Genomic DNA, 18897 nt, shown 5'->3' on the forward strand with positions numbered 1-18897 from the left:
GCCGAGAACTTTTCCGGGATTCAGGCCGAGCGGGCGGACGTCACCCCGGCGTCGGGCCACGAGCCGTGCCGGCGGGGGGCCGGCACTCCGCCGGCACGGCCGGTCACGCGGTCGACGTAGGCGCGTTGCTGGTTGCGTGCGCGCACCCCGCCGTCCGCGGGGACCGTCCTGCCTTCCCAGATCTCGCTCATGGCGGCGTGCAGGAGGGTGAGTGCCCGTGCGCGCATCTGCGAGACGCGCGACAGCGTCACTCCGAGGTCTTCCGCGATGTCGGTCAGTGATTCATCACCGAAGAAATTCCGCTCGACGACCTCGTCGAGCCGGTCGGGCAGCGCCCGGATCGCCGCGTGCAGGTGCCGGGCGCGTTCCCCCCGCAGGACCGCGCGTTCGGGCGACTCGCCGCTGTCGGGCAGGTCGAGCGCCGTCCCATCGGGGCCGACCTCCGCGTCGATGCTGATCATCACGGCCCGGTGGACGTCGACCTGCAGGTGATCCAGCTCGCTGCGGGCGACACCCAGGCTCTGCGCGAGCTCCTCGCGCGTGGGCGGCCGGCCCAGGCTGATGGTCAGCGCGTCGGCGGCGGCGTCGGTCCGCCGGGCCGCGGCGCGCACCGATCGGCTGGCCCAGTCCCCGGAGCGCAGCTCGTCCAGGACCGCCCCCTGCAGCCGCGCCAGGGCGTAGGTGGCGAAGGAGGCGCCCGCGTCCGGGTCGAACCGTCGTGCCACCTCGACCAGGGCCACGTGGGCGCAGGACAGCAGGTCCTCCCGGCTGACGTGGCCGGGGAGCGAGATGCGGGAGGCGACGGCGTTGACGGCGAACGCCGCCAGCGGCAGGTGTTCGGTCACCAGCGCGTCGACCTCCTGCGGGGAGCGCCCCTTGACCGGGTGCGGGACCCGGCCGTTCTGGGGGCGTTCGCGCAACGGCCGGTCGTGGGCGGGCCGCTCACGGAGGGGTCGCTCGGTCGCGAGGGAACGGACTGGGGTCACGTCCGTATCTCTCGGCGGTCGGTACCGAGGTCGGCACCACCCGTCGGCACAAATCCTGTCGAACTTGAGCGCCAGTTCCGCCCTTCGGCTCAACCCCCTCCGGACGGGTGCCGATGCCAGCTCCGACAGCGGGTCGTCCTGGCCGGGGGCCGGGGGGCCGCGAGCACGAGCGAGACGACGGAAGGCGGTGGACGGAGTGGACTACCAGCACCTGTCGACGTTGCTGTGGCGGGAGCAGGAGCTCCTGGACCTCCTGCTCTTCAAGGCCGAGGAGAAGCAGTACCTGATCCTCACGGGCAAGAGCCGGTGGCTGGCGCGCATCGCGCACGAGATCGAGGTGATCCTCGACCAGCTGCGCACCCTCGAGGTGGAGCGGTCCGCGGCCACCGAGGCGATCGCGGGGACGCTCGGCCTCGCGAGCGACCCCTCCCTGCGGCAGGTCGCCGACGCCGCCCCCGCCCCCTGGAACGACCTCCTGGCCCAGCACCACGAGGCGTTGCTGGTGCTGATCACCGAGCTGCGCAGCCTGTCCGACGCCAACCGGGAGCTCATCGAGGGCGGCCTGTCGGCCATCGGGGACGCGCTCACGCGGACGCGGTCGTCCTCGGCCGGCACCTACGGCGCGACCGGCCGGCACTCCGACGGCACCTACCGCGCGGTCACCCTGGACGGAGCACTCTGACGTGAGCACCTTCAGCCTCCTGAACACCGCGACCACGTCCCTCTGGGCGCAGCGCCGGGCGCTCGACGTCACCGGCCAGAACATCTCCAACGTCAACACCGACGGGTACTCCCGCCAGCGGGTCGACATGCAGGCGATCGGCGGCAGCGCGGTCCCGGCTTTCTACTCCACCGGCGACGGCATCGGTGGTGGGGTGAACGCCGACGAGGTGACGCGGATCCGTGACGCCTTCCTGGAGGGGCGCGGGCACACCGAGCACGCCAACCGGGCGCAGCTGACCGCCGAGACCGACGCGTACCAGCTCGTGGAGCAGGCCTTCCGCGAGCCGGGCACCACCGGCCTGCAGAACCTCATGGCCGACATGTGGCGCGGATGGCAGGACGTGGCCAACAAGCCGGAGGACCCGGCTGCGCGGGGACAGGTGCTCAAGCGGCTGGAGACGCTCGTCGGGGGACTGCACTTCAGCAGCGCGCAGCTGGACGGGCAGTGGCAGCAGACCCGCGAGAACCTGGGCGTCCTCGTGGACGACGTCAACGCGGCGGCCGACACGATCGCCCAGCTGAACACGGCGATCCTGCGCGCCTCGCAGAGCGGCCTGCCGGCCAACGACCTCACCGACCAGCGTGACCTGCTGGTCATGAAGCTCGCAGACCAGGTGGGGGTGTCGGTGCGGCCGCGGGACGGTGGCGTCGTCGACGTGCTGGTCGGCAGCGTCACGCTCGTCGCCGGTGGGACGGCGTCGAAGCTCGCCGTCCAGGGCACGATCGACCCCGCCGGTACCGCCGGCGACCCGCCGCGCATCGTGACCGCGACCGGGGGGCTCGCGGTCACCGTCGGAGGAGCCGCCGGAGGGCAGCTGCACGTGCTGAACTCCATCCTGCCGACCTACCGCACCGAGCTCGATGGCGTCGCCTCGTCCCTGGCCGCCGCGCTGAACACCGCGCACGCCGACGGCTACGATCTCGACGGCCTCCAGGGCGGTCCGCTGATCGGCTCCTCGGGCGGACCGGTGACGGCCTCGTCCATCACCGTGGTCCTCACCGACCCGCAGAAGGTCGCGGCATCGTCCATCGGCCCGGGCGTCCCGAACCTCGACCGCGGGAATGCGGACAAGCTCGCGCAGCTGGGCAACGGTGTCGCCTCACCGGACGCCGCCTACCGCAAGATGATCGTCGAGCTGGGTGTCCAGTCGGCGGTCTCGCAGCGCAACCTCGGCATCCAGTCGGTCATCACCGGGCAGGTGGACGCCGCCCGGGAGTCCGTGGCCGGGGTCAACCTCGACGAGGAGATGACCAACATGCTGTCCTTCCAGCACGCGTACTCGGCCGCGAGCCGGCTGGTCTCGGCGATCGACGAGATGCTCGACGTCCTGATCAACCGCACCGGCCGCGTGGGGCTGTGATCTGAGTGCGCATCACGCAGAAGGCCGTCGCCCTCACCAGTCTGCAGGGCCTCAACCGTAACCTCGACGCGTTCGGGAAGCTGCAGCAGCAGCTCACCTCGGGCAAGCTCATCAACGCGCCGTCCGACTCGCCGACCGGTACGAACAAGGCGATGCAGCTCCGGTCGGAGCAGGCCGCGGTCGAGCAGTTCGGCCGCAACATCTCCGACGCCGACAGCTGGCTGTCGATCACCGACTCCACGCTGCAGAACATGCTCGACGTGACCCGGCGGGTCCGGGACCTCACCGTGCAGGGGGCCAGCACCGGCAGCTCGTCCGAGGCCAGCCGGCGGGCGCTGGCCACGGAGGTGGCGTCGCTGCGCGAGAGCCTGCTCGGGCTGGCGAACACCACCATCCAGGGGCGCCCCGTGTTCGGCGGGGTGACCACCGGCACCACGGCCTACAGCGACGCCGGGGTCTTCCAGGGCATCGCGGGGGCCGACGGCGCAGACGTCATGCGGCGGGTCTCGTTCACCGAGGAGGTCCGTGTGGACCTGACCGGGCCGGAGGCCTTCGGGCCGGCCGGGGCCGACCTGTTCGCCCTGGTCGCCCGGATCGCCGACGACCTCGTGAACGACCCCGCCGCCCTGGACCAGGGGCTGGTGGACCTGGACGCGGCGATGAAGCGGATGCTCGGCGGGGTCGCCGACGTCGGTGCCCGGGCGGCGCGGGTCGAGCGCGAGCAGCAGATCAACAGCGACCTCGCGCTCAACCTGGAGACCCAGCTCGGCGGGGTCGAGAACGTGGACCTGCCGAACACCATCATGCGGCTGCAGATGCAGCAGGTCGGCTACCAGGCGGCGCTGCAGGCCACGGCGAAGGCCATCTCGCCGACGCTCATGGACTACCTGCGCTGATGACCATCCTCGCCGACAGCCCCGCAGTGGGCCCGATGACGACGGCGCCGGCTCCGCCCCCGGTGCAGGTGCTGTCGTTCACCGAGCCGCTGCCGGGGTTCCCGGACCACTCCGACTACGTGCTGGTCGCCGGGGACGCCGCCGGGCTGCTCTTCTGGCTGCAGGCGGTCTCGCCGGACGGTCCCCGGTTCCTCGCCGTGCCGGCGCGGGAGTTCTTCCCGGAGTACGCCCCGGTCGTCCCGGCCGACGTCCGGGCCGGTCTGGGTCTGACCGACCCGGCCGATGCCCGGGTCTACTGCCTGGTCAGCGTGCCCGGTGGCGACGTCGCCGAGGCCACGGCCAACCTGCGGGCCCCGGTCGTCGTCGCCCCCGCGACGCACCGGGCGCAGCAGGTCGTGCAGACCGACGGTGCGCATCCTCTTCGTCGGCGCCTGCGCCGATAACCTCAGTGCCGCCGCGTCGGGGACGCGGCCCCGTGCCCGCAGCCGCGGGCACCGCCACGGACGGCCACCCACACACCCATGGAGGGGTACTCGTGCTCACACTCACCCGCAGCGTCGGCGAGACGATCCGCATCGGCGACGACATCGAGGTCCACGTCGTCGAGGTGCGCGGAGGCACCGTGCGACTGGGCTTCAAGGCCCCGCGCGAGGTCACCATCCACCGCGAGGAGGTCTACCGGCAGATCGCCGAGGCGAACCTGCTGGCGGCCCAGGTCACCGCGGACGCGCTCGGCGCGCTGGCGGCGTTCGCGCCCACGGCCCAGTCGGACGCCGACCCCGACGGCGCCGGCGCGGAGAGCCCGCGTCCGGCCGAGGCGGCGCGCCCCGGCGACTGACAGAACTGCACGGCTGTCGGGGGGTGCTCCTCGGCAGTCCGTGCCAATCTGACGGCCCGATGGGGCTGGGCGACCGCGACACGGGCAACTCTTGCCGAAGCTTCGCCCTGACTACTGCGATGGACACAGCGAGTTGTGTGCCGTGTCCGCAGCGTGCATGCGGCAGATTCCTCCCCAGGCAAGTGACAGGGGGCGATCAAGATGGCACGTAACGCATGCACCGCTTCGGTGGCGGGGGACCAGACCGGCGACCAGGAGTCCGTGGTGGTCCACGTGCAGCTGCGACCCCGCCGGGGCGCCACCCGCAAGTGCCTCGCGGCGCTCGCGGCGCTGGCCGCCGAGCACGAGGGCGTGGTCGTCGCGGTCACCGGCCTCAGCAAGGACGACCGCGTCGTCCGGGTGACCGTCGGCGTCGATCTCGGACCCCGGGCAGCGGTGGCGAAGTTCTCGCCGCAGGCCCAGGCGGCGTACGCGTTCGTGTCGGCGGTGTTCACCTCGCTCTACGACCACATGCCGGTCTACACGGCCGAGCCCAGCGGTGCCGAGCGCGCCGCGGCTACGACGCTGCTCGAGCACGCCGCCGTCGGTGCGGCCCGTGCCGACGCCCTGGGCGCCGACGTGTTCGAGGCGCTGCCCGACGCCTCGGCGCCGGCCTCGCCCGTCCCCGCGCCGCGCCGCCCCGGCCCGGGGGAGCGCATCCCGGCCTGACGGCCTCCCGTGCAGTGCGGGGTGCCGGCCGCCCGGCACCCCCTTCTTCCCCGTAGTGCCCAGGAGTACCGATGCCCGACCGCGTCCCGTTCCCGACGTCCACCACCGACGACCGACCCCGTACCCGCGAGCCCCTCGTCTTCGGGGGGATCCCCGAGGCCGACGGGTGGGCGCTGGCGCCCATCACCCCGCGCGACCGGGTGCACTTCCGGGTGGACCACGAGCTGCCGCTCGACGAGTTCCGCCGGGACCTGCCCGAGGGCGTCACGGTCAGCTACGACCAGGGTGACGGTCTCTACCGGGTGGACGGCGCCTGCGGAACCGCCGCCGTGCTCGCCGACTGGGTCAAGGCCTGGTGTGCCGGCCGGGGCACCACCACCATCGGGCTGCGCGCGGAGACCGGCGTCCGCCGGCGCGCGCCGCGCGACCTGCCGCCGGCCTTCCTCGACGACCTGTGCCGGCACTACGGGCCGGTCAGCCTCAAGCGCCTGCAGCGCAACATGAGCACGATCCGCCTGCACCTGCCCGACCCCGACGACCTCGGCCAGCAGGTCTACGAGTGGATCCTCAAGGCGGTCGCGCAATACGACGAGAACAAGTCCGTTCCGTTCGGTGCCTTTTTGGCCACCCAGCTGTCCAAGTGGGTGCACGACCTGGGGCGCAACGCCCACGGGCGCACCGCGGCCGACACCGAGCACAAGCAGCAGAAGGCGATCGCGGCGTTCATGGCGGAGCACCAGCGCCGCCCCAGCGAGAAGGAGCTCGCCGCCTACATGGGGCAGAGCGTCGCCACCTTGCGGCGCAACTCCCAGACCGTCGCCACGCTGAACGGGCTGCGGAACCTGCAATCGCTGGACGGGGCGCCCGAGGCCACCGAGATCCTGCTGCCCGACTCCTCCGAGGCGCCGGACGAGATCATGGGGGAGGCCGAGCAGACGCTGCTCTCCCACGCCCTCACGGCCGCGTGCGCTCCCGACCCGGACGCCCGCCGCGATCAGCGGGCCGGCCAGCCCAACGTGCTCGGCTGGGCGACCTGGTACCTGACGACCTGGGGTGGGCAGACCAAGACCCAGCTGTCGGCCGACCTCAACACCTCGGTGCGCAACATGAACGTCTACGCCGACCGGGTCGAGAAGGCGCTCAAGGACCGGCTGGCCGAGCTCGCGGACTGAGGAAGGACCCCGGCCCTCGCACCCCGCGCAGACGCGGGGCGAGCCACCGGACAAGGCCATCGAGATCCCGTGATCTCGGCCGTCGCCCCGCAGGGGAGCGGTCGAGATCACGGGATCTCGGCATGTGCGCCGCGCAGAGCGGTGACGTGCGGGGCGGGGTGGCGTGGGCGGACACGCCCGGGAGAATCGAGCCGGAAAAGGACCCGTCGGCGGGTCGAAGTCGGTCCGAGCCTGCCGATATCCACCTCGTGACACCCCGCCCGAGGAACCGCCGCCCGGCCCATGCGCCGGGCCCGGGGCCCAGGGCGTGGTACCGGAGCGGTGCCCGGTGAGCGCGCTGCCCGCGGGCGACGCCGGGTGCCCGGCGCTCGTGCCGCACTGGCTGGACGCGACCGCCCGCGAGCTGCTCGCCGCATCCGTGCGCACCGCCCTGGACGACAGCGCCGTTCACCCGGTGGCCAGCATCCACCTGCACGACGTGCTGACCGAGCTGCACGTGGCCGCCGCGCGCGAGGCGGTCTGGCCCGCCTCCACCGCACGGGTCCGCCTGGCCACCGGGTGGGACGAGGACGTCCTCCCCGTCCGGCTCAGCCGGGCCGAGCTCGCCGCGGTCCTCGGCCTGCCGGCGCTGCCGGCCCGGCTGCGCGGCCTCCTCGGTGCCGGGGACCGCCCGTGACCCCCGGACCGTTCGGCACCACCTCGTCCACGCGTCTGCTGCAGCGGTTCCGGACCACGCCCGTCGACGTCGTCGACCTGCACGACGTGGCCGCGCAGCTGCTGCCGCGGCTGTCCTCGCAGCGCCTGCGCCTGGGGCTCGTCAGGCGACCGGGTGCGGGCACCGTGCTGCACGTCGAGGAGGACGAGCGGGTGCAGCGGGTGCCGCTGACCGACCTCGCCGAGGACATGAGCCGGGCGGGGATCCCGGGCACGACCGCGGGCATCGCCGCTGCGCTGGGCACGTGGGTGGCCCGTCGGCCCGTGACGGACGCGGCCGCCGCAGGCGAGGGGATCGCCGTGCTGGACTGGTCGGACCGGTCCGAGACGGCGGTGGGCTGGACCGTCGTCGTCGTGCGCGGTGAACTCGCCGTGCCCTGGGTCCCCTCACCGGCGGCGCGCACGGTCGAGCTGCACCGTGTCCGCTCCGCGGCGACCGGCCGGGCCCACGAGGTGTCACCGGAGCTGCGCGTCGAGGGGCCGTTGGCGCTGTGGTCGCACCGCGCGGTGCCGGTGCTCGCGTCGGCGGCCCTGGTCGCCCCGGAGCTGATGCGGCAGCGCATCGCTGCCGCGGGCCTCGCGCTGCCCGACATGCACGTGGTCGTGACCCCGCACCGGCCGGTGGTCTGCGCGGATCCCGGGGTGGCGCGACGGCTGGCCGGGCAGGCCAGCGAGGCCAGTGTGACGCTGCCCTGGCGGGACGTCGTCGACCTGCCCTGGATCTGAGCACCGCCGGCCGCCCGTCGCTCAGGAGATGTAGCCGTACTCCCAGTGCCAGGGCTCGGGCTTCTCCGCACCGGGCCGGGCCCACTCCGGCTGCACGAAGCCGAAGCGCGCGGCGTTGGCCGTCATCCAGTTCCACTGCGGGGTGTGGGCCACGTTGATCCCGCCGCCGAGGTCGATCGCCAGCGCCCAGCCGTGGTTGGACGTCCCGGGCACGGCCGCCAGGGTGGGCTTGGCGTAGTAGGCCGCCACCTGGCCGCCGAAGGAGCGGTAGGAGTCGGTGAGGTGCAGCGGGGTGCCGAACTCGGCGGTGAAGGCGGCGTCCAGCTGGGCGTAGGCGGCGGCCGCGTCGCACCGCAGCGCGTGCCCGGCCACCCCCAGCCGGCACAGCGCCTCGGCCGGGATCCGGCCGTTGGACCAGCCGCCCCACGCCGGGCTCACGGGGCCCGGCGCCGGAAGGGGAGCGCCGCACGCGCCGGTCCCGCCGCCGGCGGGGAGCGCCGGGCTGGGCTCGACCGGGCGGGGCAGGGTCACCCGTACCGCCGACGAGCCGGCCGCCATCGAGCGGACGGCCACCTGGTAGGAGGCGGCGGAGGCGCCGATGACCTGCCCGTCGCCCAGGTAGATGCCGACGTCCTGCCCGCCGGGGGCGAAGACCAGGTCGCCGATCTGCACGTCGCGCGCCGGCACCGGTGCGCCGGTTGCCCACTGGGCCGCGGGGTCACCGGGCAGGGCGTACCCGGCCAGCAGCCAGGTGCCGGCGGTGAAGCCACCGCAGTCGTAGGTCTCCGGCCCCGCGGTCCCCGCGACGAAGGGCTTGCCGAGCTGTGAGAGGGCGTTGCTGACCGCGGCCACGGTCTCGGCCGGCAGCACCGTCACCGGTTCGCTGCCGATGACGGCCCAGGCCACGCCCGGGATCGGCCGGCCGTCGGCGTCCAGTGCCGGGGACAGGCCCGGGGGGAACGTGGCGGCATCGGCCAGCGCGGCAGCCGGCGGCGGCACGAGCCCCGCACCGGCCAGGCGCCCGAGGTAGTCCTGCCAGCGCCGCGTGGCGGCCTCGTTGCGCTGCTGCTGGGGACCGGCCGCGGGGATCGCCCCGAGACCGGCGAGCCGGCCGGTGACCTCGGGGGGGAGCTCGCCCACCTCGTCGCGCACGGCGGCGAGGACGCCGGCGGCGCGCTGTTCGGCGACCCGCAGGGCGGCGCGGGCGTCCGCCACGCGGGAGGAGGCTGCCTGCAGCCGGGCGGCGGCGCGCTCCGCCCGGACCACGCTGCCCTCCAGCGCCCGCCCGGCCCGGTCGGCGATGGCCACCCGGGTGAACGTCGCGGAGGTGGTAGCGGGCCGGTCGAGGTCCAGGCCGAGCACCGGGTACCGGCTGGTGCCGTCGGCCCGGTAGAGCTGCGCCGCGCCGGCGCCGACGGCGTGCCGCATGGTGGCGAGCTCGGCGCGCACCGCGTCCTCGGCGGTCAGCGCGTCCGTCAGCCGGTCGCGGGCCCGTCCGGCCTCGTCGGCCAGCCGGTGGTAGCGGTCCGCCTGCTCCAGCAGGGAGCTGCGCGCGGTGAGCGCCAGCGCGGTGGGATCGAGGGCCGAGCCGCCACCGTCGGGCGACTGCGTCCCGGGCAGCAGCACCGCCAGGGCGGCCGGGATGAGGAGGGCGCTGGTGGCGATGACGCCGAGGCGGGCCGACCAGCGGGAACCGGGACGCCGGGTGCCGCCGGTGCGCCGCCGTCGGCTGGGGGTGCGTCGAGTCGCGGCCCGGCCGGTGGCGGGGCGCCCACGGCCGGCCGCGGACCCGGGCGCCGGGCGCCGCGCGCCGGCGCCACCAGAGCGGCTGCCGGTGCTACCGGAGCGGGTGCCGGTCCCGCCGGAGCGGGCGGCGACGGCCGCCCGGGCCGCGGCCAGCTGCTCGGGCGTGACGCCGGGGCGGGCGGCGGCCGCCTGGCGCAGGGCCAGCGCGTCGCGCAGTGCCGCGGCCTGCGCCGGGGTCAGGGGCGGTCGGGCCGGGGAGCGCTTCCCGCCGCTCGCGCTGCTGCGGGCCGACGAGGTGCGGGCAGCCGACGACCGGGGGGCGGTACGGGTGCCGGCCGCGGTGCGGCCGGCGCTGGTGGACCGCGCGGTGCGCGGGGCAGCCGCACGCCCGGGTGTCCGCGAAGCAGGCACTGCGTCCCCCGGGCGATCTCGTCGTGACGGATGGGGCTCCTGGTGCTGCTGTGGCCAGGAGCTCTCCGCACATCCATCGACACGCCGGGGGAGGTGCTTGAAGAACGAGGGGGAGGAGATCACCCGTTCGGGGTGGGGTGAACCTGGGGGGAGTCGCCGAGCAGGCGGCTCAGGGCGCCCACCAGGCGCCGTGCCGGTGTTCCAGGGGGATCCGCAGCTCGCCGCCGTCCTCTGTGGAGACGACGAACTCCAGCTTCGTGATGCGGACGGGCGGGCCGTCGCCGTCGGGCTCCAGCAACCGGCCGGTCGCCAAGGGCATGGGCGGCAGGACGAGGAGGTCCTCGTCGGGGAGCTCGGCCATGCGCGGTCCTTCCGAGAGCGGGGTCGCACCCACCGTAGGGATCGCGCCCGGGGACGCAACGGGCCGGGTGACCTGGAGGGTCACCCGGCCCGGTCAGGCCCCGTAACGGGCCGGCGAGGGACGAGGGGCGGGGTCCTCGCTCAGCGCGCGTCGAGGGGGACGTAGTCCCGTTCGGTCGCGCCGGTGTAGAGCTGCCGGGGACGCCCGATCTTCGTGCTCGGGTCGGCGATCATCTCGCGCCACTGCGCGATCCAGCCGGGCAGCCGGCCGAGCGCGAACAGCACGGTGAACATGCGTGTCGGGAAGCCCATCGCCTGGTAGATCAGCCCGGTGTAGAAGTCGACGTTCGGGTAGAGCTTGCGCTGGATGAAGAACTCGTCCTTCAGCGCGATCTCCTCGAGCTGGCGCGCCAGGTCGAGCAGCTCGTTGTTGCCGCCGAGCTTGTCGAGCACCGTGTCGGCCGTCGACTTCACGATGGCCGCGCGGGGGTCGTAGTTCTTGTACACCCGGTGGCCGAAGCCCATGAGCTTGACGCCGGGCTCCTTGTTCTTCACCCGCTCGACGAAGCGCGGGATGTCCCCGCCGTCGGCCCGGATCGCCTCCAGCATCTCCAGCACCGACTGGTTGGCCCCGCCGTGCAGCGGGCCGAAGAGCGCGTTGATGCCGGCGGAGACCGAGGCGAACAGGTTGGCGTGCGAGGACCCCACCAGCCGGACCGTGGAGGTCGAGCAGTTCTGCTCGTGGTCGGCGTGCAGGACGAAGAGCATGTCCAGCGCCTTGGCCAGGTCCGGGTCGACGTCGTAGGGCTCGGCGGGGAAGCCGAACGTCATCCGCAGGAAGTTCTCCACCAGGCCCAGCGAGTTGTCCGGGTACAGGAACGGCTGACCGACCGACTTCTTGTACGCGTACGCGGCGATCGTCGGCAGCTTCGCGAGCAGGCGGAGCGTGCTGATCTCCACGTGGTCCTCGTCGAAGGGGTCCAGCGAGTCCTGGTAGAAGGTCGACAGCGCGCTGACGGCCGAGGAGAGCACCGGCATGGGGTGCGCGTCCCGCGGGAAGCCGTTGAAGAACTGCTTGAGGTCCTCGTGCAGCAGCGTGTGGCGCCGCAGCTTCTGGTCGAAGGCGGCCAGCTCGTCGGCGGTCGGCAGCTCGCCGTAGATCAGCAGGTAGGTGACCTCGAGGAAGCTGGACTTCTCCGCGAGCTGGTCGATCGGGTAGCCGCGGTAGCGCAGGATCCCCGCATCCCCGTCGATGTAGGTGATCGCCGAGGTGCACGAGGCGGTGTTCACGAAGCCGATGTCCAGCGCGACCTTGCCGGTCGTCGCCAGCAGCTTGCTGGTGTCGAGGCCCGGCGCGCCCTCCGCGGCCGGAACCTCCCGGAGGGGAAGCTCGCCGCCACTCCAGCGCAGGGCTACGTCGTCGGTGCTCGCTGATTCGCTCATCAGATCGGCACGTTACTGGTTGCCGAGAGGTCGCGGGAGGCTGACGGGCGTGTCCCGCCGGCGTGCCGCGGTCGGTGCCAGGGGCGGGGCCCTCGGCGGGGGGATGAGGTTCGAGGCCGGTGCCGGTCACCGGGGGAACGGCGTCCCCCGACGGGGTACCGGTCACGCTCCGCCGTCAGGACGGCCGCACAGGTCGGGCGAACACGTTCACCTGGCCGAGGTAGCCGGCCGGCAGGGGGAAGGGCAGCACCTGGCCGTCGCTCTCGGCGAGGGCGCTGAACTCGAAGTCCCCCGCGCGGCTCAGCAGCGCGATCGACTCCTCCTGCGTCCAGCCGTGGTCCGCCGCGGCCACGGGCGTGTACTCGTAGACGACGGTGGGCCGGACCGCGGCGATGAACTCCAGGGCGCCGCGGAGCACGCTCGGTTCATGGCCCTCGACGTCGATCTTGACCAGCGTGACGCGGTCGAGCTCGCCGGCCGCGTGCAGCGTGTCCAGCCGGACCGCCGGGACGGTCACCTGCCGGCACTCGTTGAGCAGGCTGAAGGAGTGCCGTCGCGCGGAGGCGATCGCGCTGTTGCCCGGGGTCGCGTTGAAGACCAGCGGGCCGTCGGTGTCGCTGACCGCGGCGTTGCAGAGAGTCACGTTCGCGGCGTCGTTGAGCGCCATGGTGGAGGCGGCCAGCCGCATCGTCTCCGGCGAGGGCTCGAAGGCGAGGACCTGGCCGGACGGCGCCAGGTGCGCGGCCATGCTCGCCGCCACCACGCCGATGTTGGTGCCCACGTCGACATAGTCGCCCGGACGCCGGGAGAGCTCGCTCCGGAGCGCGTCGATGAGGGTGCTGTTGCACGCCGGGTCGACGGCGTGCAGCGCAGACGGCCAGTCCCGGGCATCCCCGAGGTACCGGATGCCGCCGGCCTGGGTGCCGGTGAAGTACCGCCGGTCCGCGGGGACGCCGGCGCGGCTGCGCTCGAAGTCCTGGACGAACCGACCGTCCACCCGGGAGACCAGGTCGGTGCGGCGCCCCGAGCGCTGGAACTCCGCCTCCGTCAGCGCTGCCCACATGGCGCTGTGGTCCCCGATCTGCCCTTGCAGGTCGGCGAGGACCTCCCGGCAGTCCGCGAGGCGGAGCCGGCTCAGCGCCGGCTGGTCCGCGCCGGCGCTGACCGGGAGGTCGAACACCCAGGTCGCCAGGGCGCGTCCGTCGTGCCACCAGCGGTGGCGGGGGACGACGGCCAGCCACGGTTCGGGCAGCAGCATCGCCGGGTCGTCGGCGGTCACCAGCTCCAGGTCGATGTCCGGTCCGGCGGCGAGGGCGGTCTCCAGCAGCGGGACGGCGCGGTCGAGGTCCGCCTCGGGCACCGCCACCATGGCCTGCTGGGCCACCCCGGCCGCCAGGACCTCCCGGAGGGCCTGCACCGTCGCGCCCACCTCCGCCGGGTCGAGGACGGGAGCGGCCAGGGCGACGGGGTACTCACGCGTCCAGACGTCCAGCTCCTGCGCCAGCCGCTCCCGGACGGCGGGGCCGTGCGCCCGCTCGGGCAGGCCCAGGGAGCGGGTCTCCGGCGTCGGCCGGAGGAGCTCCACGAGGGCGGCCACCGACAGGTGGGCGGCCTCGAGCGCGGCGCCGTGGTCGGGGGTGTCGATGAGCTGGTGCACCCGACCCGCTGCCTCGAGCAGGGCCCGGGCCTGGGCCCGCCGTGCGTGCCCCGGCCCGGCCAGGAAGCCGTTGCGCGCGCCCCAGTCGGCCAGCCGTGACCAGTCGCGTTCGCCCCGGCCGACGTAGCGCGGGTTGGACGAGTTCTGCCCGCCGTGGGAGCGGAACCGGCTCAGGGAGCGGGGGGTGTAGTAGGCCGGGCCCTTGGCGAGCAGGTGCAGCCAGAGCTGGACGTCGTTGAGCACGTCGACGGTGCGGCCGTCGATCATCCAGAGCTCCTCGGGGTCGACCTCCTCGCGGCGGAACAGCACCGTGGTGGGCTCACCGATCACGTTCGCGCAGTTCAGCAGGACGAGGTCGCCCAGCGGCGGGCCCTCGACCAGTCCCGGCCGGTCCATCAGCTTGGGGAACTCGTGGCCGGGCACGGGCTTGCCGTCCTCGCCGATCAGCACCCGGTGGGAGAAGGCCATCGTCGCCTCGGGGAAGGACTCCAGGCCGCGGACCAGCTCACGGACGCAGTCGGTCCCGAGCACGTCGTCGTGCATGAGGAACTTGATGTACTCACCCCGCGCCTCGGCCAGCAGCCGACGGGGGTTCTCCAGCGGGCCGATGTTCGGGTCGAACCGGAGCACGCGGACCCGTGCGTCCTCGGCCGCTACCGACGCCAGGATCTCGGCCGTGCGGTCGGTCGACCCGTCGTCGCCGACGATCACCTCGATGTTGCGGTGGCTCTGCCCGAGCGCGGACCGCAGGGCCGCCCGGAGGAACCGTTCGCCGTTGTACGTCGGTACGAGGATGCTCACCAGGGGATCGGTCGGGACGGCGGCGTCCGGGTCGCGTCCGGCCGCCCGGGCGGCCTCCAGGACGCGGCGCCTGGTCTCCAGCTGCGCGTCGACGCCGTAGGCGCGCCGGGTCGTCCGCAGGCCGGCCTGGGCGATCCGGCGCACGCCGTCGGGCTCGGACACCATGTCGAGGATCCGTGACGCGATGTCGGCGGCGTCCGCGCGCGGCATGTGCATGTCACGGCCGTCGGTGTAGAGGCGGTTCTGGTCCAGCGGGTCGGTCGCGACCAGCGCGACCCCGCACAGGGCCGCCTCGACGCAGGAGCCGGTGGGGAAGCCGTCGAAGGCGCCGGGGGCGAGCCGCCCCGGCGCCGTCGGGGAGACGATGACGTCCATGCCCTCGTAGAAGGCGCGCAGCTCGGGAGTGCTCAGCGTGGCCGTGAAGCTCAGGGGGAGATCCGAGTCCTCCGCGCCGACGTCGGCCGGACCGAACCCACCGACGACATGGCCCCGGACGGGGAGACCGGCGTCCGTGAGCCGGCGCATGGTCTGCAGGAAGACCGGCCATCCCTTGTCCGAGCCGTCGGAGGTGTAGCGGAACGCGACGAAGCAGATGTCCAGGACGGGCTTCCCGGTGCCGAAGTAGTTCGTGCGCAGCCCCGGACCGGGCCTGAGGTAGCCGGGGTCGACGGTCACGCCCAGGATCTCGGTGACCGGGACGGACCCGCCGGTCCTCGCGGTGACGAGCTCGGTCACCACCGGCTGGGTCGTGATCACGTGCTTGAGCTGTGGTGAGGCGAGGACCCGCTTCAGCATCCGCTCCGTGCGGGGCGTGCCCAGGTTCAACCCACCGCCCGGGTACAGCGTCAGCACGAACGGCAGCCCGTCTCGCTCCATGTCCGCCAGGAAGTGCGCGGCGTTGTTGAGGAACATCACCGACGCGCACTCGAACTCCGCGAACCGGCGGGTGTCGTACGGCGAGATCTGCCGGTGCGTCTCCGGGTGGAGGGTCGCGTACTCGGCGACCAGCGGCCGTAGGTCCGAGACCGTCGTCATCACCTCGGCGACGACACCGTGCCGGAGCATCCAGTCGAACTCCGCGATCCGGAACCCGGTTCCCTTGGTGGGGAAGTAGTCGTCGAGCACCACGATCCCGCGGGCCCCGTCCGGTGCGGCCACGGAGGCCGGGGGCTCGGCGGCCGACTCGTCCGCGGGATCGTCCGAGGCGCCGGTGGCCGCACCCAGCTCCCGGACGACGCCGGGCGCCAGCAGGTGCAGGTGGCCCGACACGAGGGAGCCCACGCGCTCCCGGGGCGCCCGGTGCGCCGGCGCGGCGCCCGGCAGCAGTCCCACCGGCCCGTAGCCGCTCACGGCCAGGGCGATCAGCCAGTCGTGGTCCGTCGTCTCGAAGATCTCCGGGTGGAGCCGTTCCAGCACCTCGGCCCGGTACGTGGCGCGGCTCCACGTCACCGCGACGTCCCGCTGCACCAGGCGCCCGGCGGTTGCCTCGACGTGGCCGCCGCGGTCGCCGTCGTGGCCGGGTGCGCCCGTCGCCGCCATGGACAGGTGCGGGTGCGTGTCCAGCAGCTCCACCTGACGCCGCAACTCGTCGGTCGACGACCACTCGTCGTCGCCTGCGAGCACGGCGACGTAACGGCCGCGGCACGCGGCGAACCCGCGGTGGAGGCCCAGCGCGGCGCCGGGCTCGGTCTCGCCGGTGACGACACGCACCTCGACGGCCACCCGCTCCGACCACGCCGCGACCCCCGGCCGCGTCCGGTCACCGGACGCCTCGTCGACGACGACGACCTCGATGGCCTCGTCGAGCCGCTGGCTGCGGACGGACTCCAGCGCGCGCTCGAGGAGCTCGCCGTCGTCGTGGTTGACCAGGAGCACGCTCACACGGGGAGCAGTCATGCGCGGTGTTCGCCTTTCGAGGAGCAGGGCGGGAGGACGGCGAGGACGCGGTCCCCGCGCTCGTCCCGGGAACGGAACGGGCACGGGGGGAGCCCGGGGCGCGTGGGTCCGGGGCGGGTGGGTCGCGGTCGGCCAAGATGGGTCTGGACACGTCCGAGGGGCGGGCGAGGTCGGACAACCCTGGGGTGGCAGTGCGACGACTGGTCGTGATGGGCGCGGGCGGGCACGCGCGCGAGGTGCTCGACGTGCTGGAGTCCCTCCCCGACGCGCCGGCCCAGGAGCGGACGACGGTCTTCGCCGAGCCGGGGTGGACCACCGCGGTGGCAGCGGCGCTGGTCCGGGACCGGGGCTACGAGCTGGTCGAGGCCTTCCCGGTGGACGCCACCCACTACCTCCCGGCGGTCGGTGACCCGGCGCTGCGGCGACGGTTCGTGGCGCTCGCCGAGGGCCGGGGCCTGGAGCCGGCCCAGGCGGTGAGCCCGCTGAGCACCGTCCCGGACGCCGTGCGGACGGCGCCCGGCCTGGTGATCTTCCCCCGGAGCCACATCAGCACGAACGTCGCGCTCGGTCGCCACTGCCAGATCAACACGGGCTGCTCGCTGAGCCACGACGTCCGGCTCGGCGACCAGGTGTCGTTGAGCCCCGGCGTGCTGCTGGCGGGCGGGGTCGTGGTCGAGGACGACGTGTTCCTCGGGATCGGCGCCGTCGTGCTGCCCGACCGCCGGATCGGGCGCGGTGCCGTGGTGGGTGGGGGAGCGGTGGTCGTCCACGACGTCGCCCCGGGGACGACGGTCGCCGGCAACCCCGCGCGCCCGCTGGGTCCCGGCTGAGCGCACCGCGCGCTCGGCCACGACCGGCAGCGCTGGATTCACGGCACCGCTCGGGGCGCGGTCACCGCAGCGCTGCCGGTGCGCTCCGCCACGCTGTCTGCCAGTGTCTCCCGGGGGTGCGGGATGCCGTCCACGACGGCGGGAGTGGTCGCCGGCCGGGGCCGGACGCGGCTGCCGGCGCCTCGCGGCGCCGTCGTGACGGCGCTGCGCACCAGGTCCCGGATCCGCTCCAAGGCGTTCGCGCTGATGTCGTTGGCCATGGGGAGGCCGACGATCCGCTGGGACAGCGACTCGGTGACCGGCAGGTCGCCCACCCGTCGGGTGGACGCGAGCGCCGGGAGCTGGTGCATCGGTGGGTCGAAGTACGCGCGGACCTCGATCCGGGCGTCGTGCGCCTTCTGCATCAGGTGGTTGCGCGTCTCCGGGGTGGGCAGCGCGGCCGGGACGAACTGGAACGTCGACCCCGCGGAGCCCGCCTGGAACGCGACGCCGGTGGGTTCGAGCTCGGCGCGCAGCCAGGCGGCCGCCGCGCGGCGGTGGGCCAGCACCTCGTCGAAACGGTCGAGCACCGCCAGGCCCACGGCTGCCGTCAGCTCCGGCATCTTGCCGTTGATCCCCAGGTGTCCGGTCACCGAGCGGGTCTGGTCGAACCCGAAGTTGATGAGCTCGCCCAGTGCGTCGAGGACCGCAGCCGAGCGGGAGGTGACGAGGCCGCCCTCGCCGATCGCGAACGGCTTCGTGGCGTGGAAGCTGAAGACCTCCGCGTCACCCTGGTCGCCGAGCGGGCGGCCGTCCTCGTCGACGGCGCCGAACCCGGCCGCGGAGTCGACGACGACCGGCACGCCCAGGTCGAGCGCCGCGGCGGCCAGGGAGGTGCGGCGCGCCCGGCTGGGGGCGGTACCGAAGGTGGAGCACTGCAGCACCCCGGCGAGGGCGCCGCGCAGGCCGCGCAGCCGGGCGAGCGACTCCCGGGAGGGCTGCCAGTCGTCCGGGTCGATGTCGACGAACACCGGCTCGAACCCTGCCCAGACGACCGCGTTGACGCTGGCGACGAAGGTGAACGAGGGCACCGCGACCAGCCTGCGCTCGCCCTGCGGGGTGCCGAGGCAGGCGCGCAGCGCCACCATCAGCCCGGACGTCGCGTTGTTCACCGCCACACCGGGGTGCTCGAGTCCCAGGCGGTCGGCGCACGCCCGCTCCAGCCGCGCCACGCACGGACCGCCGTTGGAGAACCAGCGAAGCCGCTCGGCCTCGGCGAACCAGGGCTCGACCTCGCGCAGGCCGGGCAGCTCGGGAGCCTGGAATCGGATCAGCTCGTGTGCGACCACCGGGTGCGCTCCTCACGTGACAGGGCCCGCCCGGGGCGGACACCCGTGGCGCCCGCCGACGGTCCCGACGGCGTGCCCGGCTCGGGTGCTGTGGAGCGCGCATCGACCACACGGGGGCCGGGGGAGCTCCGGGCGGGGTACTCCCGGCCCGACTCCGGACGGGAGGATCCTCACCCCCGCGACGGGCCGTTCCCTCCCGCGACTCGCCGTCACGGTTCGGTTGCGCAGCGACTCGAGGGCTCGGAGATGCCACCGGCCTCAGGAGTCCCAGCCGTCCCGGGCCGGCGCCGCGCCGGCCCGG

Annotated in this window: 16 protein-coding genes; 10 read left to right on the forward strand and 6 right to left on the reverse strand. The window is 74.1% G+C overall.

Annotated elements, in window-relative coordinates; all coding sequences use genetic code 11:
- Window positions 1–20: 20 nt before the first annotated feature.
- Window positions 21–920, reverse strand: a complete 900-nt coding sequence (locus ACI79Q_RS19515) for a sigma-70 family RNA polymerase sigma factor (RefSeq protein WP_456613048.1) — start codon at window positions 918–920, stop codon at window positions 21–23.
- Window positions 921–1173: 253 nt separating this feature from the next.
- Here ACI79Q_RS19515 and ACI79Q_RS19520 point away from each other — a divergent pair, with 253 nt between their 5' ends.
- The 9 genes from ACI79Q_RS19520 to ACI79Q_RS19560 all read left to right on the forward strand — a co-directional run bounded on the left by ACI79Q_RS19520 (window position 1174) and on the right by ACI79Q_RS19560 (window position 8124).
- Entirely contained in the window at window positions 1174–1668 is a 495-nt protein-coding gene (locus tag ACI79Q_RS19520) for a flagellar protein FlgN (RefSeq protein ID WP_456590956.1), read from the forward strand.
- A 1-nt stretch (window position 1669) separates the two neighbouring features.
- A complete protein-coding gene (gene flgK / locus ACI79Q_RS19525) occupies window positions 1670–3070 on the forward strand; it encodes a flagellar hook-associated protein FlgK (RefSeq protein ID WP_456590955.1) in 1401 nt (466 codons plus the stop codon).
- 5 nt (window positions 3071–3075) lie between these two features.
- Entirely contained in the window at window positions 3076–3966 is an 891-nt protein-coding gene (gene flgL / locus ACI79Q_RS19530) for a flagellar hook-associated protein FlgL (RefSeq protein WP_456590954.1), read from the forward strand.
- Window positions 3966–4409 (forward strand): flagellar assembly protein FliW, encoded by a 444-nt coding sequence (gene fliW, locus ACI79Q_RS19535; RefSeq protein ID WP_456613049.1) that lies wholly within the window; start codon window positions 3966–3968, stop codon window positions 4407–4409. Before flgL ends, fliW begins: the two co-directional genes overlap by 1 nt.
- A gap of 92 nt (window positions 4410–4501) precedes the next feature.
- Window positions 4502–4804, forward strand: coding sequence for a carbon storage regulator CsrA (gene csrA, locus ACI79Q_RS19540; RefSeq protein ID WP_456590952.1), 303 nt, complete (start codon window positions 4502–4504; stop codon window positions 4802–4804).
- A 201-nt stretch (window positions 4805–5005) separates the two neighbouring features.
- Entirely contained in the window at window positions 5006–5512 is a 507-nt protein-coding gene (locus ACI79Q_RS19545; protein ID WP_456615208.1) for a hypothetical protein, read from the forward strand.
- Window positions 5513–5583: 71 nt separating this feature from the next.
- A complete protein-coding gene (locus tag ACI79Q_RS19550; protein ID WP_456590950.1) occupies window positions 5584–6684 on the forward strand; it encodes a flagellar biosynthesis protein FliA in 1101 nt (366 codons plus the stop codon).
- 328 nt (window positions 6685–7012) lie between these two features.
- A complete protein-coding gene (locus ACI79Q_RS19555) occupies window positions 7013–7360 on the forward strand; it encodes a hypothetical protein (RefSeq protein ID WP_456590949.1) in 348 nt (115 codons plus the stop codon).
- Window positions 7357–8124 carry a hypothetical protein gene (locus ACI79Q_RS19560; protein WP_456613051.1) on the forward strand — a complete coding sequence of 256 codons (768 nt, stop codon included), beginning with the start codon at window positions 7357–7359 and terminating at the stop codon, window positions 8122–8124. Before ACI79Q_RS19555 ends, ACI79Q_RS19560 begins: the two co-directional genes overlap by 4 nt.
- A 21-nt stretch (window positions 8125–8145) precedes the next feature.
- Here ACI79Q_RS19560 and ACI79Q_RS19565 read toward each other — a convergent pair whose 3' ends face one another.
- The 4 genes from ACI79Q_RS19565 to ACI79Q_RS19580 form a co-directional block, all read right to left on the reverse strand.
- Entirely contained in the window at window positions 8146–10281 is a 2136-nt protein-coding gene (locus tag ACI79Q_RS19565) for an NlpC/P60 family protein (RefSeq protein WP_456590947.1), read from the reverse strand.
- Between the two features lie 169 nt (window positions 10282–10450).
- On the reverse strand, window positions 10451–10642 hold the full coding sequence (locus tag ACI79Q_RS19570) for a hypothetical protein (RefSeq protein WP_456590946.1): 192 nt from the start codon (window positions 10640–10642) through the stop codon (window positions 10451–10453).
- A 140-nt stretch (window positions 10643–10782) separates the two neighbouring features.
- Window positions 10783–12084 (reverse strand): citrate synthase, encoded by a 1302-nt coding sequence (locus ACI79Q_RS19575; protein ID WP_456615209.1) that lies wholly within the window; start codon window positions 12082–12084, stop codon window positions 10783–10785.
- 175 nt (window positions 12085–12259) lie between these two features.
- The gene (locus tag ACI79Q_RS19580; protein WP_456615210.1) at window positions 12260–16438 is read right to left on the reverse strand and encodes an FkbM family methyltransferase; all 4179 of its coding nucleotides are present in this window, start codon (window positions 16436–16438) and stop codon (window positions 12260–12262) included.
- Window positions 16439–16623: 185 nt separating this feature from the next.
- On the opposite strand from ACI79Q_RS19580, the gene ACI79Q_RS19585 reads away from it, so the two are divergent.
- A complete protein-coding gene (locus ACI79Q_RS19585; RefSeq protein ID WP_456613054.1) occupies window positions 16624–17268 on the forward strand; it encodes a NeuD/PglB/VioB family sugar acetyltransferase in 645 nt (214 codons plus the stop codon).
- A 38-nt stretch (window positions 17269–17306) separates the two neighbouring features.
- Here ACI79Q_RS19585 and ACI79Q_RS19590 read toward each other — a convergent pair whose 3' ends face one another.
- On the reverse strand, window positions 17307–18596 hold the full coding sequence (locus ACI79Q_RS19590; protein ID WP_456613055.1) for a DegT/DnrJ/EryC1/StrS family aminotransferase: 1290 nt from the start codon (window positions 18594–18596) through the stop codon (window positions 17307–17309).
- Between the last annotated feature and the right edge of the window lie 301 nt (window positions 18597–18897).

Source organism: Blastococcus sp. SYSU DS0828, from assembly GCF_054050975.1.